Below are 14,134 nucleotides of genomic sequence, written 5' to 3'. Positions count from 1 at the left end.
TTTGATGAGAAATCCGTTCTTATTGCTCTGGCCTGCGTAAAAAATGCAGGCGCAATTTGAGAACATATAAAGAACAAAATAACTCATCCTGTGCGTCGCAGCAAGAATTTAACGACGTAAATCCATGTGCTTACACGTCACAAACTATCAACGAAGCCGCTGGCTATCGCGGGTAATGGGCGGGTGATAACGGGTAATCAGCGCGGTTGGAAGATGAGTGAAGAATACATATGCATGTAATTATGGCATTTGATCCAAAAAACATTACACACCGCAAGCAACTCTACCCTGTCCTCAAAGCCTTGGCCGATCAAGATCCGCACAAGGGGCCGCTGGATGTGTTAGATGACGCCATGGGGCACCTCTTAAGCCGAGGTACTGATTATCTCAGCAACATGCGCAAAGGTCAGTATGCCACTAGCATTGCAGCGCGACTTCACAAGTGGATCACAGAGCACCATGCAGATTTGGGGCGGATGTTTGCGGCGGGTCTCTTTCCTGAGGCGCAGAGCAGTGCTTGGGACGCGTTTCTTGAGCGATACGCCACGCGCGGAAAATTGCGATTGGTAAAGTTCAAACCCAGTTCACTCGGTCTTGTTGAGCGAACACGCCAGACCTCAAAGCCAGATGATACGATCAAGCTCGGCGAGAAATTTTGCTTCCAGCTTGAATGCGAGGATGACAGGTATGTGCGAGCGTTTCAGATCTACAAAGGCGAATGGCATCCCATTCCTGTAGGTGCAAATGAAGCTATGGGGACAACAATCACAGCGCGACAGAAGCTTGTGCCTGTGCTTGCGGACGGCACACCTGATCCACTGGTTGAGCAACATGATCTTGGACCGCATCAATTTGTTGTCCTTGCTTCGCAATCGGGTGATTTTCCCGATTTTGACACGCAACCAACAGCGTCTGAAACGCTTGAGTGGCATGTTCTTAGAGTTCAAGTTGAATCCGCATAATACGGCAACATGGGAAGAAGATTTTCATTCAACGGTTTGAGACGCGCCCATTCCCGCGCACCGACAGTCTGCAAAGCCTCCCAATCACCCAGCTTGGCGCGTGCGATGTCCGCGAAAAAGACATCTGCCTCCCCCAAGTCGGAAGCGATGTTTTTTGCCTCAGCGGCTTTGGCCAACCGCGTGGTCCAAAACGCCCTTAGTGCCGTGCTTGAAACCACAAGTAGATACATGATGGCGAAGAAACTCTTTCATCAGCTTTGCCGATTGCGGCAATTGCCAAACCAGCCAGATGTGGAGACCTGCGCCACCACCGGAACGACAACACAAAGGTTTCAGACCTATACCCTTCAAACTATCCACGAGGGGTTTTGCGGCTTCTGCCATATCGTCCCAAGTCATGGAGCTATCATGGTCATCGAAGTCGATTACAGCAACTTGAGTGTGCTCACCCAAAACGAAGTAGCAGCCAATTGGCTGCTCCCCGTTCAGATGCTCGAAAGCAACCTCTTTTGTGATCGCAGCCTTTCGGGGCTGATATTTCGCTTTTCCTTTTGGTTTGTAAGTTGCGTGTACTGATGGATTTCCAAGCTCTGCTATTTGCTGAACAAGCGCCACTACGAGACTTGATGTGCTTCCGTCATTAGACATTTGCGCCTCCTTTCGGATCGCAAATCATGTCATTCATCCATCTTTCGACATCTACGCGGCGATATAGTACTTTGCCGGTGCGGCCACTGGATTTAAAACGCATGAAGCGAGGTCCGTAACCCAAGAAGCGGCCCTTCTCGAAAAAACTTGCGCTGAAACCGGTGATTTCCGGCAGTTCTTTTGTGGTAAGGTATTCTGATTTAGCAGACATGGTGTCCTCCTTTGTCATCTTGTGATGACGAGGACCTTGCCAAGGGCGCAACGGTCCAAGTTGCGAAACAAACTTGTATCTTTTCGCAACATGGGGGATTCGGTTAACGCGTGGTTTTCACACCGTTTTCGCGAAGCTCTTTGCAAACAATATCAAGGCTCTGAGCCTCAAGTGTTTCCGCGACATCATCATGCTCAACCGCCATGTACACAAAATACTCGCGGAAATTGACACCGTGCCCCTTGCCTTGTTTTCGATAATAAACACCGCTGAACTTCTCGCGTAGACGGTCGTATATTGATTTTCGAGCCTGTTCGTTGGAAGGATCAAAGAACTTGTCAGTTGCCTCCTTGGCGAGGGCCAAATCAGAGCGGACCTTTGGAAGCTCCGGTGGGGTCTTATCTTTGCGATGCTTCATATAAAGTAGGAATCTGTTCCCTTTATCGCGATGATGCTCTCTGGCCATGTGTCGAAGCGCGCGCAAATCGCCGTCCTACTTCACTGCCTCCGCTTTTGAGCTTTCGCCAGTTAAGGCGCGGACGGCAACGCCAAGACGGGTTTCTGGGGTTTCGTGACCGAATGGGTAGGCCTCGATAATCGATAGAAGCAGTTTTTCCAGATAGGTACGCCCAAACAAAGTGCCGACTGCAAAATCTCCGTAATTGTCTTCGGTCTGTTCGGTGCTTTCGTCGGACATAGTAATACTCCTACTCAATCTATGAACTGTTGAACAAAACCTTGAAATCTCACGTGTGCCCGCGCGAAGGCGCAACCGGATGATCACCGGTTAAACACATGAATTTCGTCTTTTCTATGATCAAGGACGCTCTCGGATTCCGTCGAAGCGGGATTGGCCAGCGCTGCCATTGCTCTGAGAGCCGTCGATGGGGTGGGGTCACCTGTGGTTCAATCGCGCGGCTCTTTCAGTTCTAGGATGCGCTTTTTTCACTTACGGTACAGTTCGGCGCGGACGTTCGGCAGTCCCTTCCTCTCGAAGCGATCAACAAAAACTCCACCTTTGCCCGATGGCATCTATGTAAGATCAGTTCGAGCGGCACAGCATCAACACTCGCAACAAGATGGAGTATCAAATCCAGCCTAGCGCGCAAAAAAAGTGAACTAAACGCGATAGCCTAGGGATAGAGATCAAAAGGCAACAGCTCTCCCGTACTCTTCCCATGCCGTATACCGTTAGGCCGCCTTGGGTATTCAACTGCCTCCAAAAGGGAGCTTGTGAATTATAGTCATATGACTATAATTCTGGACACAAAAGCGGTTCCTATCGGTAGTGGTAATTTGGCTCAGAATAACAACGCTGAAAACAGTGACACCCAACTCAAAGCTTGGATAGTTTCTCACATAGCTCGAAGTATGGAGAGCAGAGGACTGTCCCAAACCAAAGCTGCTGAAATCATGGGGCTTAAGCAGCCAGATTTATCTGCGGTGTTGAATGGCAAGTTTAGTGGCTACTCGGCAGAGCGACTTGCGCGGTGCCTTTCCGCTTTAGGCAATGAAGTGAAATTGGTTGTGACGGGAGCTGAGGGCTCTCAAGATTCGTTTGCTCTGGGAGCATTTTAGGCAATGCTCACTCCCGGAGAAATTTACAGCAATCTGGATGACTTGGCAGCATCCCCACCGAAGGGTGGAGCTTTCGGCCTAGAGCTGATGGAAGCGGTTGGCGCGCCCCGTGCGACAATTACCAAGCTGAGGGATAAAGCAAAAGATGGTGAGTTTGTTTGGACGCGCATGCTGCGTTTCAAATCCACGCCCGTCGGCGGAACGCATTCTGCGCTCGAAGAAATGCAGAAAGAGGCAGAGGCATCTCCGAAAAGCCGTCGCCCGCGTATTCTTCTAGCCTACGATGGCGAGAGCATTGCAGCTTTCGATACGCGAATTGCTGATGAGCCCCTACGCGTTGGCTTGGATATGTTGTCGCTTGAGGGTGACCTCTTCTTCCCGCTGGGCGGGCACGAACGCTATGTGCCAGCCAAGGAGAAACTGGCCGACGTGCGCGCCACGCGGTTTATATCGCGTTTCCACGATGCCGTCCGTGACATGAACCCCTCATGGACAAGTGAGAAAGACAGGCATGCACTCAACATTTTCATGGCGCGCATTCTATTTTGCTTGTTCTCTGACGATGTTGGAATCTTTGAAAAAGACGTGTTCGAAAAGGCCGTTCGGCAATCAACCAAAGTTGATGGGTCTGATTTGGCAGAGTTCCTGTCTGGTGCATTCCAACATATGAACACCCCGCCCAAAGACAGACCGTCGGAAACGGCGGGTTGGTCAAAGCTGAAATATGTGAATGGGTCTCTATTTGAAGAGCAAGAGCCCATGCCCACGCTCGACAGCAAATGCCGTAAGCTTTTGCTCGATTGCGCTCAACTTAATTGGAAGCTGATCAATCCCGATATTTTTGGCTCTATGTTGCAGGCGGTCGTAGACGTGGAAAAGCGCGGCGAGCTGGGGATGCACTACACCTCGCCCTCCAACATTATGAAAGTTCTGGAGCCAATTCTGCTAGATCCGCTCAAGTCGGAATTGGAGCGCGCGGGGGCCAACAAGGGCAAGCTGCGCGCGTTCTTGGAGCGTTTGGGTCGCATCCGGGTTTTTGATCCGGCCTGCGGGTCGGGTAACTTTCTGATCCTAGCCTATAAAGAGATGAGAGCGCTTGAGGTCGAAGCACTGAGACGCCTAGCAGAGGTGCGCCTGTCTGGCATTCAACTGGAGCAGTTCTTTGGCATTGAGATTGACGATTTCGCCTGCCAAGCGGCGCGGCTCGGGTTGTGGATAGCCAAGTACCAATGTGACCAACAGCTTGAATTGGACCTTGGACAGCGAACCGATTTTCTGCCGTTGCAGAAGGCTGGGGTGATTAAGAAGGGCAACTCGGCGGAGGTGGATTGGCTTGACGTTTGCCCAACAAGTGAAAACTCTGAGACTTTTTTGGTTGGCAACCCACAGTTCCGAGGGTCATCATATTGGACGCCTGAGCAAAAAGCGGACATGGAACTGGTTTTCAAAGGGCGTGTGAAGAATTGGGGCAACCTCGACTATGTGACGCTATGGTTTGCAAAGGCCCGTGATTATTGCATAGCGACAGGCGCTCCTTTTGCTTTTGTTTCGACGAACTCAATCGTCCAAGGGGTGCAAGTGCCAGAACTGTGGCCCCATCTTTTGAATCAATTGGAAATAAAGTTCGCTCATCGGTCCTTCAAGTGGTCAAATCTCGCCGCTCACAATGCGGGGGTTACATGCGTTATTGTAAGCATGGGTTTGCCATCCAGTTCGCCTAAACGCTTGTTCGATTCAGACACTGTGCGTGATGTTGAAGTTATTGGCCCCTATTTGGCACCCAATACAACTGTGGTCGTTGCAAAGACAAGTACACCGATTGCATTGCTCGAACAAATGACACGAGGCAACCAACCAACAGATGGTGGAAATCTAATCCTTAACCGAGAAGAACGCATAAAGCTGCTTGATGAAAACCCGCAGGCCGAGCGGTTTGTTCGGAGACTTTATGGATCACAAGAGCTTATGAAAGGTATCGAAAGATGGTGCCTATGGGTGGCAGACGAAGAAGCCCAAAGTGCGAGAGCGATACCTGAATTGGCTATGCGTTTCGATGCAGTTGCAACAACACGCTCCAATGAAAAAGCTAGCAAGATATCAAAGTCTTTCGCGGATCGACCCCATCGCTTTTTGCAGCGACCAGGTGCGGCGCAGTGTTGGACAATTTTGATCCCAGGAGCTGCAAGTGAAGACCGTATTTGGTTACCAGTCGATATTAAGGATGAGAATAATATAGTGTCGAACCTTGCTTTTGGTATTTTCGATGGCGCTGTCTGGCAAGCGGCGGTTTTGTCGTCGCGTCTTCATCGGCTGTGGTTGGAAACAGTTGGAGGACGTCTCAAAGAAGACCCTCGTTACTCCAATACCTTGGTTTGGAATACTTTTCCACTGCCGATACTTTCGGAACGCAGAAAAAGCGAATTGGAAGAACATTGGTGGGAAATCGATTTGGCGCGCAAAGAAGCGGGTTGGAACAAGACTTTAGGAAACCTGTACTCCCCAAAGGAAATGCCCCGTGCACTACGCCGTGCGCATGAAGAGTTAGACGAAACGATGGAAACGATCTTTGGGTCACGTCGTTACCGTTCTGATTCGGATCGGATCGAGCATATGCTGCAGCTTTACGAACGCATGATTGCTGAGGAAGCTGAAAAGCAAACAAAGAAAAAGAAGAAGGAAACCAAGACATGAACGACGAAACCGCTACAACAGCGCAGAACAGTCTTGGTTCGACCACATTGCAATATGAAGCGACAGGGGCGTCAAAATCGACGAATGATCTCGGTATGCGCGCAATGCAAGCGCGGGTTTGGGATAAGCGCGACGCCCAGCATCTGCTTGTGAAATCACCGCCTGCATCCGGGAAGTCACGCGCTGCTATGTTTGTTGGGCTGGAAAAGCTGCGAACTTCCGCAACTGCTCGCGTTGTGATCGCCGTACCCGAACGCTCTATCGGTGCTTCCTTTCGGGATACCGCGCTTGCGCAGCACGGTTTCCATTCGGATTGGCAGCTTGATGTCGATCTTTGCACTATCGGCTCTGAGACGGGCCGCAAAGTGGATGAGTTGATCTCATTCCTTAATGGTGAAGGGGGCAATACAGCCCTTTGCACCCATTCCACACTACGCTCAGCATATGCCAAAACGAACGACGTTTCACTGTTCGACCGGACGTTGGTGTGTGTTGACGAACTGCACCATGCCTCATCTGACGAAAACAGTCGCCTCGGCAATCTGCTGCGTGGCCTGATCGACCGTGCGGGCGAGGTCGGCAGTGATGCTGCACACATTCTGGCGATGACCGGCTCTTATTTCCGTGGCGATGGCACGGCGGTACTACATCCCGAAGATGAGGCGCGTTTTGAAAAAGTCATTTATACTTATTATGAACAGCTAAACGGCTATGAGCACCTCAAGACTCTGCGCATCAATTTTCGATTCTACCAAGGCAAATACCTTGACGCGATTGGCGAAGCGCTCGACCCAAATCTGAAAACGATTGTTCACATTCCGCATGTCGGATCTACGGAAGCTGGTGGCGTCAATAAGATGTTCGCGGTTGATGCCATTGTGGATGCTATCGGAGACCGGCTTGGCGAAAACGCAACTACTACACTCGATCCTGCAACTGGCTTTGTCCATCTGTCCGCAGGCGGCAAAACTCTACGCATAGCAAACCTTGTGGATGATAGTGCAGATCGGGATCAGGTTCTTAGTTCTCTGCGTGCAGTGCAAGGTCGAGAAGACGTTGACGTTATAATTGCGCTCGGCATGGCAAAAGAAGGTTTTGATTGGGTCTGGTGCGAACATGTCCTGACCGTCGGATATCGCGGGTCGCTGACCGAAGTGGTGCAGATTATTGGCCGCGCAACACGGGATGCTCCGGGCAAAGAGGAAGCGCAATTCACCAACCTTGTGTCCGCCCCATTTGCCAAAGATGAAGCGATAACGCGGGCTGTAAATGACATGCTCAAGGCAATTTCCGTATCGCTTCTGATGGAGCAGGTGATGGCCCCTGTGTTTAAGTTTCGGACCCATAAAGGCGCGGATCAATTCGACGGGACACCGGGCGAACAGGGCGATGATGCGCCTGTCACCAATGCGGGCGAGATCGAAATCGTTGGAATGCCGGAAATCAATCAAGAAGCGGTGGAGGCAATCGAAACAGACTTCAACGATTTGTTTGCTGACGTTCAAAGTGACCCCAGAACGCTTACGGTTATGATCAACCCGGATGATCATCATACAGATGTCATGTATGATTTAGTTGTTACGGATGTGATCAAGAAGCGCTACCCAAGTTTTTCTGACGCACAGGTGGAGGATGCCGTCGGACTGTTCGGTGTGCGCGCCGGACTTGGCAGAGAGGTCGCAAAGGACCCCAGCATTATTCAGACACCGGGGATGTCCGAGGGTGAGCAAGCCCTGTTTGAAATGCCAGAACAAGGGACTGACACGCAGGCTTCAGATGGGCCAAATGCCGGAGACCGGTTTGTTCAGCAGGCAAAGCGGTTCATCAATGTTCGTGAGTTGCAGGTCGATCTACTTGGCGGTCGGCGCGACTTCGACGATGCTTATGAGTTGTTGTCAAAGGAGCTATCCGAAGAACTGCTTGCGCGCCTGCACGGCGAAGTTCGCGCTCTGAAAGTTAACATGACACAGGAAGAGGCCGAACGGCTTTACGACCGTGTAAAGGAGTTCATTGCGCGAGAAAGCAGAGAACCGAACTTAAATGCTCCAAATGGGCGGGAAGTGCGCTTGGCAGAAGCCCTTGCCTTCCTGCGGAAATTGTCCCGTGAGAAACGCGCGGCAATGGCGGGCGCGGATATGCAGGGTGCAAGCGATGCCTGAGATCGACTACCTTAATGACGAACTGCTAATCACCGCAGATGAAAAGCCAAAGGCGGCAAGAACACCTGTCATAGACAGAGCATTAGAAGTCTTGGAGCGCATAGACGCATTCTTAACTGAGACCGGTAGGGTGCCAATTTCCGAGCAAGGGCGAAGCGTGCGCGAACGTATGTTGGCCAACGAGTTGGCGGGTTTGCGAGCGTCGAAAGCAGGCCTCTCTGAGCTTGCAATTTATGACACCAATAGTCTGATATTTGGCGAGCAATCAGACTTTGATCCGTTAGAAGACCCTCTTTTGTCAGACCCAGTCGGAATATTTGAAGTCCGTGACGAACTCAAACCCATCGCCCGCCCAGATTTTGTAGCAGACCGACAACCATGCCCGGACTTCGAGCGTTTTGAACCCTTGTTTGAGCAGGTTCGAGAAAGTGTTGCGAATGGCAGTCGCAAACCCCAACGGTTTCGGCAAGAACGGGTCGATCTGGGGGAATTTTTTACCTTGAAGGGTCAACTGGTCCATGTGGCCGATGTTCGCGATGAGCATCGACGCAATGGAAAGCCGGATGCTCGCCTACGGCTCATATTCGACAATGGAATGGAGTCCAACTTGTTGATGTCATCGTTGGTGCGCCGTCTTTACGAAGACAAAGACGCTCGCCGTATTGGCACAACCGATGCAGGCCCTTTGTTCCAAGGCGCAAGTACAGGGTTCGTGTATGTCCTACGCTCCCTTTCTGAAAAACCTGAGGTACACGGGTTGCTCAAAGTCGGAACCACTTCTGGGACGGTGGAAGATCGGATCGCTAGGGCTGAGACACAATCAACCTTCTTGTTCGCAGCCGTCGAACTGGTTGAAACCTACGAATTGATTGGTCACTCCGCAAAGGAGGCTGAGCAACTTATCCACCGTGCCTTGCGGCCCAATCATGTCGTTTTAAAGGTGACTGGGCCGGATGGCCGGGCTTTTCGTGCGACGGAATGGTTCAAAGCGTCATCAGAACTCGTTGAAGCAACTGTCCGCGCGGCCCTTGCTTAACCGTTCTGAACGTTCCGGCCCCACGTGTGACTTTGAAGTGTGTAGGGCGTTAGTAGGGCAGAGTAGTGAAAGACTGGAAGGCTAAATGTGGCTATCTGCAATTCACTTTCCGAAAATATGCATTTGAAGGCAGAAGGTTATGCGGTGCCGAACTGATCTGTCCGGCTTTCTCCAAACTCATCCAAGGACACCGCAAACACATTGGTAAGGGAGAGGTCGAGAGTTCAATTCTCTCCAGCAGCACCATTTCCAAATTTAATTATGATATGACCTCCCAAAGCCTTAAATGGCATAAGAGATTGGTACTCAAAAAGCTTTTCTCTCGACAGTACAAAACTGACTCCGAAAACACCAAACGCAGCACTATTTTCTGCAAGTCACACCTCCCTGAACGCCATACTTTACAAGGGTTTTCGAGAATCCGGTTTGTCCACTGCCCGGCAATGCATTGAAAATGCACGAGAGGGGAAGAGCATTAGCCGTGGGGTATCGACTAACCGCCTTGGCAAGGTTTTGGATGTCAGCGAACGTGGCCTGCACGCCCTCTCACAGCTGACCTGCCAGTCAAAAGCAACGCGCTGACATGGGGGTTCTGGCCCACATCAAGGAACAGTCCCGTCTTAGCTTTCGCAGTTATGGCCGTCCAAGAATCACGGAAGAGTTGAAAGAGCTGGGCCCGCACATTGGTCAGCGTCGGGTGAGCCGTATTCCTCGGGCAAATGATCCCCGGGATCATATGCGGAACTCTCGTCACGGCATCAGAATGACATTCGCATTGAAAGACCTAAGAAAGACAAGGTGGCGACCGACAGTACCCCTGCTTTCAACATCGCACCGAACCTCTTGAACCGGGACTTCCGCGCCGACCCCTAGAACCAGAAATGGGCGGGCGACATCAGCGTTCGCCAGTGTGCTCGAACCAATGGCGCATCAATAGCTCACTCGCTAAGGAGACACGGATTGTGAATGACTTGAACCTGGCCGCAGCCAAAAACTGGTAAAGCTAAGTTCAAGGTATCTGTGACATCCTCAGCTCTCATATTGGGGCGAAGCTTACACGCGATGATATAGTAGCTGGAAACGTCAAGGAATGAGCCTTTTCCGCCATTGGTCCAAGCACAATGGGCAAATGCTGAGATCGGTGACGTCAGTCTGTCAGAGTAGGTTGATCGCTGTCGTTTTGTCTTTGAACGCGTTGGTAGCCTTGATCACGATGAAGGCAGGGCTTGTGATCAGATCATACGCCTTCAGCACGTGATAGACGGAAGCTTCTGATACAAAGTGGCTTTCTCGGTCGGTGAAGATCACAACCAACTCCCGTGGTGACAGCTCGGTCTCCTTCAGCGCCAATCTAACTACCTTACGACGCATCTCATCCGGGATGCGGTTCCAGACATGCTTGGGCGTGGGAAATCGGTCGTACCAGCAGTAGAACGTTGTACGGGGGCTACCCAGCTTGACCAGCTCTCGACAAGGTGGGTGCTCTCCAGTTTCTTGGATGCAGCATACCTCATTTTGGTCGCCCCCATCCCCTGTCATGCTTTCTTTGAGAAGGCGCAACTCCAACGTTTGCTCGGCTACAACTTCCTTCAGATCGCGGGCTTTAACCTCGTCGGGCGTGGCAGCATGGGCGGTATCGCCAGCTAAACGCCGCTTGCCAGCTTCCATGAAGTCTTTTGAGCATTTGTAGGAAACGCCCTCACGACGGCAAAGCTCAGCAATACTGTCTTAGCCAGTCAGGCCATCCAATACGCGCCGCATCTTCTCTTCTGAAGAATACGGCTTGCGGGTCGCCCGCTTTATGTCTTTGATGATCTTCTCGTCAGGGTTCTTGGTTATCTTTCTCATCTTCCACTCCTCAGTGGTTACGATGAGCCAAGAACTCTCTCTTATCAAATACCTCTATTGGGACCCAATAGGCACTAATCTCAAACAGGGAAAAGGGGAAGCTCGATCCTCAGCCGATTTATGCAACAGAACCCCTATGGAAAACAAAAATTAAGACTCTATCCCTCATATTCAATTGGATAAATGAATAAGGGAATACGATGTCTAACACTTGGAAAGCCATTTTTTTAGGAAATGACCCGAGTAAGCTCTTGGATGTCGTTGAAGGCGACAGTATTTCCGAAAATGCTGGCGCACTCGTGGGGCAGACATATGGAACAAATGATAATCCACTTTTAGATAGTGTTTTATCAGTTAGCGCGCTTGATCATTCGTCGGGCTTCGGTGAACTTGAGAGTAACAACGACTCTCACAATGACCAAATCCAATTTGATTTGGGACAAGGTGCCGGTCTTCAAACCACAACCTTTGATGCCGGAGCGCTATATAACGCTACACTTACTTATACAGATGGAACAACGGCCGATATTACAGCCACATTAATCCAAGACACTGACGGAAACCTTTTTCTAGCCCCCGAAGGAACCTTTGGTGGAGATTCCGTTGATAGCGACGCAATGGAAGCAAAGCCAATTCAGGCTTTGACGCTAAACTCAGTGAATACTTTCTCTAGGGGAAACATAGCTGTCGATCGGGTTGAAACGGAATTTCATACATCAGATGGAGTCGTAGATGGCACCAACAATGGAGACCTTATCGATTATACCTACAATGATACTCAAGGTGACCAGATCACCGATGGAGATGATATCATTGATGGTGCTGGCGGCGACGATACGATTTATGGGGGCGAAGGGGATGACACAATTGACGGCGGGACGGGAAATGACTCCCTCGTCGGTGGCATAGGGAATCAAAATCTCTCAGGGGGCGATGATAGTGATACAATCGTTCTGCATGACAATTTTGGCGACGATACCATCATTGGCGGCGAAGGCGGAGATGACAACGACCTTCTGGATTTAACTGGCCTCACCAGCGGTGTTTCGATTTCTTATAATGATGCCTCCGAAGGCGGCACTATCTCTGATGGTGCGAATACGGCTCAATTCAGCGAAATCGAAAAAATAGAGCTTTCGGATCAAGGTGACTTTGTTTCTGGAACATGGGACCTAGGTGCTAAATTCACAGCAGGTCAAAGTATCAACCTGAACGTCGGCGATGGCAATAACTCAGTCATCGCAGGAAATGGACATGACACCATCGTATCAGGGGCCGGCAATGATTCAATAAACGCACGCCATGGTGCCAATGACGTCTCATCAGGTGGTGGACATGATACCATCAAAACTGGTGGTGGCACAGACACAATCAATACAGGTGATGGCAACGACTATATTATCGACACTTCAGCTGGTGACGATAGCATCAATCTTGGCGCTGGTGATGATACGGTCGAGACCGCTGGAAGAGGCAACGACAGCATTGACGCAGGAACCGGCAATGACTCAGTCTTCGCTGGAACCGGTAATGATACCATTTTGGGCGGCAGTGGAAGCGACACGATCCTTGGCGGCGATGGGGGAGACCAAGTTGATGGCGGTATAGATGCTGACCTTATCTACGGTGATCGCCATGGTGAGGTGGGTAAAGCCATCTATGATGGTGAACATGAAATAGCCCACACCTCTTGGCGCCAGTATACTTGGGATACCGATGGCGGCGCGGAAACACATATCACATTATACGCGCCCGCAACCACCGACACAAACCGCATTTCGGTCGGCGATACCGATGACGGTGGTGTGCTGAATATCGCTGAGTTTCAATACGGCCGTGATTCCGTCGCGTTGCCAGAAGCTCCTGTAAAAATCGAAAATACATCTGCAACGTCGAGTAGCAGTGAATTTGAAGTGACCTATGCCAGTGGAAATGTGCAGACTTTCCATTTTGATTTCAACAGCGGCGGGCCTCAAACGGCCATTGAAGATTTTTTCCTGATTTCAACAGGGGATGACACTATCGACGGCGGTGCAGGCGATGATACCATATATGGCGGTGGCGGCGGAGATCTGATTTCGGGTGACGAAGGCCACGACCTGATATTCGGTGAGGCAGGGGATGATCAAATCTACACCGGTGATGGCAATGATACCGTCTTTGCCGGAGACGACGATGATACGATCTACGCCAACCTCGGGGATAGCATTGATGGCGGTGATGGCTTTGACGTGCTCGATCTTACTGGATCTACAAGTCCAGGTGGCAGTATTTCCGTCACATATGATGCGGGAGATCCAACTTCTGGGGTCGTTGAATATTATGATTCAGATGATGTCTTAGAAGGCGTACTGAATTTCGCAAATATCGAAAACGTTGTTCCCTGTTTTACACCCGGCACTCTAATCAAGACGCACCGGGGTGCTATACCTGTTGAACAGATAAAGCTCGGGGACTACGTTCAGACCTCTGACAACGGATTTCAGGAAATACTCTGGATTGGGAGCCGGCATCTAGATAATCAAATACTTACCAACAATATGAATTTTCGCCCAATTCATATTGCGACTGGAGCTTTGGGAAACGATCAGCCCATGCAGGTGTCTCCCCAGCACCGGTTTCTCATCAACTCCATCAGTGATGATTTCCTGATACGAGCCAAAGACCTGCCGCATGTATTGGGGGGGCAAGCACGCATTGCACATGGCAAACGCGAAGTGATCTATATTCATTTGCTTACGCAACAACATGAAATTATTTTTGCAGATGGCGTCGCCACAGAAACCCTCTATCCGGGCACACAGGCATTGGCAGGTTTTTCGAAGCAACAGCGATGTGAGATTTTATCCCTGTTCCCGGAGTTATTTGAAAACCGTCCAAAACCGGGACTTGAGTTACCTTCAGTAGCGTGCATCATGGAACAGGTTCGCCCCAATTATCCATCGAAACTCCTGAAATCACTAGGGACCCGAGTGATCGCTTAAATGAAGTAATAAGGTAG

11 protein-coding genes and 2 pseudogenes are annotated in these 14,134 nt (G+C 50.5%); 7 read left to right on the top strand and 6 right to left on the bottom strand.

Going from position 1 to position 14,134, the window contains the following annotated elements; all coding sequences use genetic code 11:
* Positions 1–242 precede the first annotated feature (242 nt).
* On the top strand, positions 243–962 hold the full coding sequence (locus BLP79_RS00490; protein ID WP_139163150.1) for a hypothetical protein: 720 nt from the start codon (positions 243–245) through the stop codon (positions 960–962).
* Here BLP79_RS00490 and BLP79_RS00485 read toward each other — a convergent pair.
* From BLP79_RS00485 to BLP79_RS00465, 5 genes are all read right to left on the bottom strand, one after another.
* Positions 944–1,138: a hypothetical protein gene (locus BLP79_RS00485; protein WP_090214640.1), complete on the bottom strand. Its 195-nt coding sequence runs from the start codon at positions 1,136–1,138 to the stop codon at positions 944–946. The genes BLP79_RS00490 and BLP79_RS00485 overlap by 19 nt on opposite strands.
* Positions 1,122–1,610 carry a non-homologous end-joining DNA ligase LigD gene (gene ligD, locus BLP79_RS00480; RefSeq protein ID WP_090214638.1) on the bottom strand — a complete coding sequence of 163 codons (489 nt, stop codon included), beginning with the start codon at positions 1,608–1,610 and terminating at the stop codon, positions 1,122–1,124. Before ligD ends, BLP79_RS00485 begins: the two co-directional genes overlap by 17 nt.
* Positions 1,603–1,821 carry a helix-turn-helix transcriptional regulator gene (locus BLP79_RS00475; RefSeq protein WP_090214634.1) on the bottom strand — a complete coding sequence of 73 codons (219 nt, stop codon included), beginning with the start codon at positions 1,819–1,821 and terminating at the stop codon, positions 1,603–1,605. Before BLP79_RS00475 ends, ligD begins: the two co-directional genes overlap by 8 nt.
* Positions 1,822–1,924: 103 nt before the next feature.
* Complete coding sequence (locus tag BLP79_RS00470; RefSeq protein ID WP_090214631.1) at positions 1,925–2,239, bottom strand: hypothetical protein; 315 nt, start codon at positions 2,237–2,239, stop codon at positions 1,925–1,927.
* Positions 2,240–2,314: 75 nt separating this feature from the next.
* On the bottom strand, positions 2,315–2,518 hold the full coding sequence (locus BLP79_RS00465) for a hypothetical protein (RefSeq protein ID WP_090214629.1): 204 nt from the start codon (positions 2,516–2,518) through the stop codon (positions 2,315–2,317).
* Between the two features lie 551 nt (positions 2,519–3,069).
* On the opposite strand from BLP79_RS00465, the gene BLP79_RS00460 reads away from it, so the two are divergent.
* The 5 genes and pseudogenes from BLP79_RS00460 to BLP79_RS19895 all read left to right on the top strand — a co-directional run.
* Positions 3,070–3,399, top strand: coding sequence for a helix-turn-helix domain-containing protein (locus BLP79_RS00460; protein WP_090214627.1), 330 nt, complete (start codon positions 3,070–3,072; stop codon positions 3,397–3,399).
* A gap of 3 nt (positions 3,400–3,402) precedes the next feature.
* Positions 3,403–6,090, top strand: coding sequence for a class I SAM-dependent DNA methyltransferase (locus tag BLP79_RS00455; protein WP_090214625.1), 2,688 nt, complete (start codon positions 3,403–3,405; stop codon positions 6,088–6,090).
* Positions 6,087–8,249, top strand: coding sequence for a DEAD/DEAH box helicase (locus tag BLP79_RS19420; protein WP_139163149.1), 2,163 nt, complete (start codon positions 6,087–6,089; stop codon positions 8,247–8,249). The genes BLP79_RS00455 and BLP79_RS19420 overlap by 4 nt, the downstream gene beginning before the upstream one ends.
* Positions 8,242–9,285: a GIY-YIG nuclease family protein gene (locus BLP79_RS00450; RefSeq protein WP_157843958.1), complete on the top strand. Its 1,044-nt coding sequence runs from the start codon at positions 8,242–8,244 to the stop codon at positions 9,283–9,285. Before BLP79_RS19420 ends, BLP79_RS00450 begins: the two co-directional genes overlap by 8 nt.
* 498 nt (positions 9,286–9,783) lie before the next feature.
* A pseudogene (locus BLP79_RS19895) lies at positions 9,784–10,155 on the top strand (hypothetical protein); the annotation flags it as partial.
* Between the two features lie 71 nt (positions 10,156–10,226).
* On the opposite strand, the pseudogene BLP79_RS19890 reads toward BLP79_RS19895, so the two are convergent.
* Positions 10,227–11,133, bottom strand: a pseudogene (locus tag BLP79_RS19890) (IS3 family transposase); the annotation flags it as partial.
* 200 nt (positions 11,134–11,333) lie between these two features.
* Between BLP79_RS19890 and BLP79_RS00440 the strand changes: the two are divergent.
* Positions 11,334–14,117: a Hint domain-containing protein gene (locus tag BLP79_RS00440; RefSeq protein ID WP_090214616.1), complete on the top strand. Its 2,784-nt coding sequence runs from the start codon at positions 11,334–11,336 to the stop codon at positions 14,115–14,117.
* Positions 14,118–14,134: the final 17 nt, after the last annotated feature.

It is taken from the genome of Epibacterium ulvae (assembly GCF_900102795.1).
Taxonomy (GTDB): domain Bacteria; phylum Pseudomonadota; class Alphaproteobacteria; order Rhodobacterales; family Rhodobacteraceae; genus Epibacterium; species Epibacterium ulvae.
This window is presented reverse-complemented; position numbering and strand designations above follow the sequence as displayed.